3 protein-coding genes are annotated in these 7163 nt (G+C 65.8%); 2 read left to right on the top strand and 1 reads right to left on the bottom strand.

Annotated features, from left to right (window positions below; translation table 11 throughout):
- Positions 1-4423: autotransporter-associated beta strand repeat-containing protein (locus VIR09_RS02050; RefSeq protein ID WP_332011338.1), on the bottom strand; the 4423-nt coding region annotated here is incomplete at its 3' end.
- A 466-nt stretch (positions 4424-4889) separates the two neighbouring features.
- On the opposite strand from VIR09_RS02050, the gene VIR09_RS02045 reads away from it, so the two are divergent.
- Together VIR09_RS02045 and ampH are read left to right on the top strand one after the other, a co-directional pair.
- The gene (locus tag VIR09_RS02045; protein WP_332011336.1) at positions 4890-5807 is read left to right on the top strand and encodes a GAF domain-containing DNA-binding protein; all 918 of its coding nucleotides are present in this window, start codon (positions 4890-4892) and stop codon (positions 5805-5807) included.
- Between the two features lie 152 nt (positions 5808-5959).
- Complete coding sequence (gene ampH, locus VIR09_RS02040) at positions 5960-7105, top strand: D-alanyl-D-alanine-carboxypeptidase/endopeptidase AmpH (RefSeq protein WP_332011334.1); 1146 nt, start codon at positions 5960-5962, stop codon at positions 7103-7105.
- Positions 7106-7163 lie beyond the last annotated feature (58 nt).

Below are 7163 nucleotides of genomic sequence, written 5' to 3'. Positions count from 1 at the left end.
CCATGTCGCCGCCCACGGACAGGCCGCTGTCCGACTGCGTCGTCCTGGCCGCGTTGCCGTCGCCGCCCAGCGTGGTCCAGTTGCCGAAGACCTGGGCCCACAGCGGCTGCGCCGCCGACTGCGGCAATGCGGCCGCATTGCCCAGGCCCAGTTGCGCAGTCGGTTTGCCGGGCATCATGCCCGCGGCCAGATTGGCTCGCAGGCGCGTCATCGGCGCCTGTACGAAGGTGCTGGCCACGCCCTGCATCGTCGACACCGACGTTGCGTGCGCCTCGCCGGAGAGGCCGTCGAAGGCTGCGGCCGGCGCGCCCTCGGGCAGGTTCAGCACACGGCGGTACAAGTCGCTGTTGGCGGGCAGGCTTTGCAGCGCGCGCGCCACGGCACGCTGGTTGCCGCTAGCGGCCGCATCGGCGAACTGGATCGGGCGCGTGCCGCCCTCGCCGCTGGGCACTTCCTTCATCTTCACGACGAGGTCCACGCGTTGCGTGTCGTAAGCCAGCGTGGGAGTCAGGAAGGCCAGGTTGCTGGAAACGGAATCGAAGCGCCCTTGCACGCCGCCGCCAGCGGTGACGATGGTGTATGCGGTCGACGGCGCATACGTGCCGCTCTGGCCCAGGTGCAGCACCGAACCCGCCAGGTTGGCCGCGCCGGCCACATTGACGCTGCTGTGCTGGCCGTCGGCCGTGGCCGCCACGCGGTAGATGGAACCGGAGGCGAAGGTCAGGTCTCCCTGCACGTTCAGACGGCCCAAGGGCGTCGCGGCGTTGCCCGGCGACAGTGTCGCGCCCGGCGCAAGCGTAACGTCGCCCACCGTACCCACGCCCGACAGCGTGGTGCCGGAGGCAGCCTGCAGGATGCCGCCCAGCTTGCCATCGACTTGCAGCGTACCGGCCGACAACTGCGCAATGCCGGCATAGGCGCTGCTGTCGCCCGTCAGCGCCAAGATGTTGGCGCCTTGCTTGGCCAGCGCGCCGCTGCCGGAAATCCCGCCGGCATACGTGTAATCGGTCGCGCGGTTGAACACCAGACGGCTGTTGTTGACGACGTTTCCGCCCAGCATGCCGGTCGCCCCGCCGTCGCCCACCTGCAAGGTTCCGGCCGCGACGGTGGTGGTGCCGGTCATGGTGTTCTTGCCCGTCAGCACCAGCGTGCCGGAGCCTTCCTGACGCAAGTCGCCGGCGCCAGACAGGACGCCGCCGTAGACCACGCTATCGCTGCGGTTGAAGGCCAGCGTGGCCCCCGCCTGCATGCTGCCGTTGCCGGCAATGCTGCCGGAGGTGGCGCCATCGCCGACCTGCAGCCTGCCGGCCGCAACGGTGGTAGTGCCCAGATAGGTGTTGGCGCCCGTGAGCACCAGCGTGCCCGCGCCCAGCTTGGTCAGGTTGCCGTTGCCAGCCAGCGCTTGGGAAACCGTGAAGGTATTGGCGGCGTCCGCGATGTCCAGCCCGCCGCCCAACGTGCCCAGCGTGATCGTCCGCGGAGTTTGCTGGAAGCTGGTGCCGGTCACGCGCAGCGTGCCACCCTGAAGGTCCAGCCCCGCCAGCGGAGCGCCCAGGCTGGTGTCGGAAGACACCGACAGGACGCCCGCGCTGATGCGTGTCTGCGCATGGAGGTTGACGCCCCCAAGCACCAGTGTGCCTTGCCCCGTCTTGTTGAAGCCGTTCCCGATCAGGCTGTTATCGATGGTGGCGGTCCAGGAAGCCGACGGCAGGCTGCCATTGCCCACGCGCAGCTCGCTCAAGGCGCCGGGGGACGGCGCGACCAGGCTCAGCGCGTCGCCTTTGAGGCGGTATCCATCGCTGATGAACTGCACGCCCGTGGTCCCGACAGCGCCCGGGATCGTATCCACCGTAACCGTACCCGGCGCTCCGCCAAAAATTGCGAAAGCGTTGGCCGGCTGGCGCGCGGACGTGATGGAGCCGACGCTATCGGTCCAGTTCGCGCTGGTCCTGGACCACGTGCCGGAGCCCCCGCCCAACTGCGCCGGGCTGGCCAAGCCGTTGGCATTCCAGAAATTCAGCTCCGCGACGCCCGCGTTGATCAGGTTGATCTGCTTGGCGCCCAAGAGTTTCTGGATATGCTGTTCAGGCGCCGTGAGGAGGATGCCGCCATTGGTCTCCGTCAAGATACCGGTATAGCTGAACAGGTTGTACATGCCGACGCCGTAGCCGCCCGCGTCCCGGATGTTGAGCTGGGCGCCATTGAGCGTCAGATTCCCGAGGACCTGAACGCTGTGGCTCGAGCCGGCAGCGCCAAGCGAAAAGTCCAACGCGCTGCCTTGCTCCATTGACAGACCGCCGTCGACGGTAAGGGTGCCTCCTGGTTCTCCCGGCTCAAGGTGGCCTCCCGACTGCACCTGCAAATCGCCGTTGATCCGGCCGAATCCACCCACCGCAGCGCCGCTCCTCACGACGACGGGGCCGTTCACGCTGGCGGTGGCGTTGGCAGACGTACCCCCCACCATCAGCTTGCCGGCGAGCACGTCGGTAAAGCCCAGGATGGCGTACGTATTGATGCCGTTCAGGATCAGATTGCCCGTGGCGTTCTTGACCAGGCCGCCGCTACCCGAGATCACGCCGTCGTAGACGCCTGATCCCAGCATGAGCGTGTTGGCGCCCAGCCTGACCTCGCCACCGTTGCCGCTGAGCTCGGCCAGGACCGGGCCGCCGATAGCCGAGGAAATATCGAGCGTGCCGCCAGCATCGACCGTCGCCTGCGTACCGGCGGCCAAGGATCCGCCCCCCGCTATCGCCAGCATCCCGCCGCGTACTTCCAGACCGCCGCTGAAGGCATTGACGCCGCTCAGCGTCAACGTGCCCGTGCCCGACTTCGCCAAACGTCCCGTGCCGGAAATCCTGCCGCTGAAAGTGGTGCTGACAGATCCGGTCGATGTAAGCGTGTTGGCGCCCAGAAGAACATTGCCGCTGCCTGCCAGACTGCCTATGGCCTGGTTGCCCGCGCCCGATATGTCGAAGGAGGAGCCCGCGGCCAGCGAGAGATTCGTCGCCGAATACAGGCTGCCGCCGGCGCCGATCGCCAACGTGCCGCTGGCGATGGTGGTGCCGCCGGAGTAACTATTCGAACCTCTGAGCGTGACCACGCCGGAACCCGTGACGTTCAGGCCGCCCGCGCCGTCCAGGACGCCAGCAAGCGTGAAACTGTTGGCCCCAGCCGTCGTCAGGCCGCCCGCGTTCAACCTGAAGTTGTTGCTGATGACCGTAGCGGACGTGGAAACGCCCAAGCCGCCGCCCGCGGCGGTGACAGGTCCCGAGCCCAGTCCGCCGCTGTTGTCCACTAGGGCCAGTCCGCCAGTGAGCGTAACCGTGCCGCCGATGGGGACGAACGGACCACCCGACATATTCCAGGTGCCGCCAGTGACGGTCAGGTGGTTGAAATAGCGGTAGGTGTCCGCCGATATGTTGGTGGTTCCGCTCAGGTTTGCCGTATTCGCCAGCACCAGTTGGTTGATGCCCGCGGTACCGCCATCGACGAGGCCAGGAGCAATGAAGTTCAAGCCGGGAACCCCGGTGACGGCGATGTTCTCCCCATTGGGGCCGGGCCCGGCGTTTACCGACGAACCGGCCTCTGCGATAAACGTATTGCCGCCGCCCGCGCCCAGGGAAACACTGCCATTGATGACGCCCGAATTGGTGAAAACATGGCCCTGCCCTGCGGTTCCGGAAGCCTCGAACGCCACGCGTCCGTTGATGGTGCCGGTGTTCGAAAAGACGACCTGCCCGCCGCCATAAGCCACGACCGAGGGAATATCAGCGGCCAGGCGAGCGCTACCGGAAATACCCTCGGTCGTTATGCGTCCATAATTGGTCAGAGCGCTGACGCCGCCCGGGCCGTTGCGCACGGTCAACGCCATCCCCACGAAATTGGGGAGGGTCGGGCTGTACGCGCCCCCGGTCCCGCCGATGATGCCGCTGGCATTGTTGGTCAACGTTTGAGTGCTCGCCGCGACGGAGCTTGCCGCGGTATTGCCCATGACCAGACCCGAGGACACGATAGTCGGACCCGGCCCCAGCGCGGTGGGACTGATGATGCCACTGTTGTTGACCTGCAGATTTGCCCCCGACAGCTCCATCGCAATACCGCCCGTGCCCAGGAGCACGCCAGCGCCGCTGCCCGCCGCCACATTCACGATCAGATTGTCCGAAGTGTTGCTGTAGTTCGGCATCACCGGCGACACCGGACTGTTGCACGTCACCGTGGGCGCTCCCGTGCACCACGCGCCGGCCGTGGGGCCCCATCCTGCCAGGGTCAGGCCCAGCGCAGCGGCCAACGCATGCGGTCTCCAGCGCCGCGCGGCGCCCACGGCCGACGGCGCTGCCCCGCCGCGCGATTGCGCAGCCAATTCCGAAACAGGCTGCCACACGCGCACGGCGCGATTCCATACCAGGCGGTAAATATGATTCAAGACTGCGGCTCCAGACGGCGGCAAGACAAGGGGGATTTATGCGATGACGGCCAAGTCATGTGTGCGCGGGCGGCAGACGCTTGGCCGGATTGATACAAATGCTTGATTCATTTTGAAAATTTCTTCAAAAATTGTAACTATCAATCATCAAAAAATTCATCTGCTTTTTTTGCTCCGAGCAGGACGCGCGACTTTCCGAACGGCGCATGAACCGAAGGTTTGAACAAGAAAAACAGGTAGATAGCCGCGGATGGGCACCGATGTGGCTCATCGATGTTCTATTCAGTAGTAACCCTAGGATGTTGCAGCAATCCCACGGCATACCCATGGTTGTTGCGAATATCGCCATCAGATATTGCTGAACTTGTATCCGTGAGTTGTTGTTATCCCTCGTTACCGGAGGGAAAATCCAGCAAACGCGGCGCAGCCAGCGCGCGGCTATCCAGCGGCCCAGGGGAAATCGCAAGTGAAGGATGCAGGCCAGTACCAGACGCACACCGCCACCCTGCTCGAACCTGGTCCTTCGTCGGACTGGCTCTATCACTGCGCGATGAGCCTGCTCGAACTGCCTGCCGACGACGCGATCTCCGAACAGCTGGCCTACATGGGCGAGACCTCCGACGTCGACCGGTCCTGGATGATCGAATACCGTCCGGACATGCTGCGCCTGCGCAATACCCACGAGTGGTGCCGGGGCCAGACCGAGCCCTTCGTCGCCGAACTCCAGGACGTGCCGACCACGCTGATCGCCTGGCTGCACAAGTTCATGGTGCAGGGCCAGGCGGTCGCCATCCACGACGTCAACGACCTGCCCCGAACCGCCCGCGCCATCCAGGTCGAGTTCCAGCGCCAGGGCAACAAGAGCGTGCTGAGCGTGCCGGTTTTCCATGACAAGAAGCTCTACGGCATCATCGGCTTCGACACCACCGTCCGGCACCGGACGTGGTCGGCCGATGAAGTCCGCGCCCTGTACCAGTGCGCCAACCTGATCGGACAGGCCAAGTACGGCAACGGCCGCGACCGCAGCCGCGCGCCGCGCTACGGCAACGCCACGTCGGTGGTCTATCTCAGCATGCGAGGCGTGGTCCGCGGCGTGCAACCCGAAACCATCGTAGGCGTGCGCTCCGCGGGCAACTACAGCGAAATCTGGCTGGAAGACGGGTCGATGGTGCTGGACTCGCGCGCGCTCGGCGTATGGTCGACCCTGCTGCCGGAGCAGACCTTCTTCCGGGTGCACCGGACCGCCATTGCAAACGCGTTGCATGTCATGGACGTGGACCGCCGCAGCGTCGACAAGTGGCTGATCAGGATGCGGGCCGTCGATGAGACCTGGCCGGTGTCCCGCTCCTACCGGAAGCCGTTGCGCGAACGCATGGGGATCTGAGTCGCGCCAGCACGCCGTGGCCTCCCGGCAATATGCAGTTCGTCACGCCGGCATGTTGTTTCGTCCTGGCGGAAGTGGCCTCGCATCGAGTTTTTGGGATCATCGCGCATGCGGAGGAACACCCGTTCCTCGAGTCATCCAGAGAGAACCGCATGCTGACCTCCCGTATCCTGCCGCGCATCACTTCCCTTGCCTTGAGCGCCGCCTGCGCACTGGGCGCAAGCCAGGCCCGCGCGACCGACCTGGCCTTGCAGGACGCCGTCTCCATGGCCGGCATGCAGCTGTACCTGAACTCCGGCGCGCCCGGACTGCTCATCGCGGCGGTGCGCGGCGATGAAGTCGTGATCCAGGGCTATGGCGAAACCGCGCCGGGCAGCGGCGTGGAACCCGACGGCCGTTCCATTTTCAGGATCGCTTCCGTCTCCAAAGTGTTCGCCGGCGATGTGCTGGCGGCGCTGGCGGCCAAGAACAAGCTCAAGCTGACCGATCCCCTGGCGAAATATGCGCCGGAGAATGCCAAGGTCGACGCCAACGGCCGTCCGCTGACGCTGCTGGACCTGGCCACCCATTCGGCCGGCCTGCCGCGCGAACTGCCCAACCCGGACGCCAAGCCTTCCGACAATCCTTTCGCCGCATTCGACCGCGCCTATTACTGGAAGTGGGTCGGCAGCCACAAGCCGGCCTATGTGCCGGGCACGACCACGCTGTATTCAAACCTGGGCTACGGCCTGCTGGGCGATGCGCTGGCCAAGGCCGGCGGCGCGGACTACTCGACCGTGCTGGCCGACGAGGTCCTCAAGCCCGCCGGCATGACGGACACCACCAATGCGCTGACCGATGCGCAGAAAAAACGCATGATGACCGGCCTGGATCCCTTCGACAAACCGGACCCGAACGCCGTGGTGCCCGACGTGATGTACGCCAGCGCCGGCATCTACTCCACCGCCGACGACATGGCGCGCTGGATGCGCTGGCATCTGGACAGCGCAAAACAGTCGAAAGACGCCGCCCTGTTGGCCCATACGATGTGGCTGCCCTATGACGGGCTGAAGTCCGTCGTGGGCACGGAAGTCACCGACGCCGACGGCATGGGGCTGGGCTGGGTGGTGACCCTGCCGCGCAATGGCACGCCTTTGCTGCTGGGCAAGAGCGGCGGCCTGGGCGGCTTCATGTCCTATGCCGTCCTGTCGCCCAACCGCGGGCTGGGCGTGTTCGTCGTTGCCAGCCGCGTGAACTTCGCCATGTTCAACAACATCCATTCCCAGGTGCGTGAACTGGCGGCCGAGTTGGCGCGGTGAGCGGTACGCGCCCCACGCTGCGCCAGGCGGCCGCGGCAGCGCTGCTGGCCGTGGCCGC

Origin of the sequence: Achromobacter sp. (genome assembly GCF_036567245.1) — a bacterium.
GTDB lineage: Bacteria > Pseudomonadota > Gammaproteobacteria > Burkholderiales > Burkholderiaceae_B > Achromobacter.
Note: the sequence above shows the minus strand (reverse complement) of the source record. Positions and strands in the feature narration are given on the sequence as shown.

Bases quoted from the DNA above. Each gene is read 5' to 3' on its own strand.
- ampH (WP_332011334.1), top strand. From the start codon at position 5,960: ATGCTGACCTCCCGTATCCTGCCGCGCATCACTTCCCTTGCCTTGAGC.